1 protein-coding gene is annotated in these 431 nt (G+C 62.9%); it reads right to left on the reverse strand.

Annotated elements, in window-relative coordinates; translation table 11 throughout:
• Positions 1–123: 123 nt before the first annotated feature.
• Positions 124–431 (reverse strand): response regulator (locus tag DY467_RS25660; RefSeq protein WP_164639851.1); only part of this gene is annotated, 308 nt, incomplete at its 5' end.

Raw genomic sequence — 431 nt, forward strand, 5'->3', positions numbered from 1 at the left:
GCTTGAATGTCCGGAGAAATGATCTGGCTCAATGCGATAGCGCAGGCCCGGCGGGCTGGCGATCACATTGGCGCGAACGATGCTTCTCCCAGTCTGTAGCGGTTCCGGGAGACGGAACAGACGTCAGGCCCGTTCCGCCATCGCCTTGCGCAGGACTTTCGACAGATCTTCGACCGAATAGGGCTTGTGCAGCAGGTCGAACCCATGGTCCTCGTCGGCGAGCATATGGGCGTAGCCGGAATTCAGCACCACCGGCAGTTCCGGCAGACGCTTCTTGATTTCGCGCCCCAACGTCACGCCATCCATCCCCGGCATCGCCACGTCGCTGAGTACCAGGTCGAAGCGTTCGGCGTCCTCGCCGAGTAACGCCAGCGCCTGCTCGCCGGAGGAGGCCAGTACGGTCTGGTAGCCGAGGTCGTGCAGCAACTGGG

The organism is Rhodopseudomonas sp. BR0G17, from assembly GCF_010907025.1.
Taxonomy (GTDB): Bacteria; Pseudomonadota; Alphaproteobacteria; order Rhizobiales; family Xanthobacteraceae; genus Rhodopseudomonas; species Rhodopseudomonas palustris_H.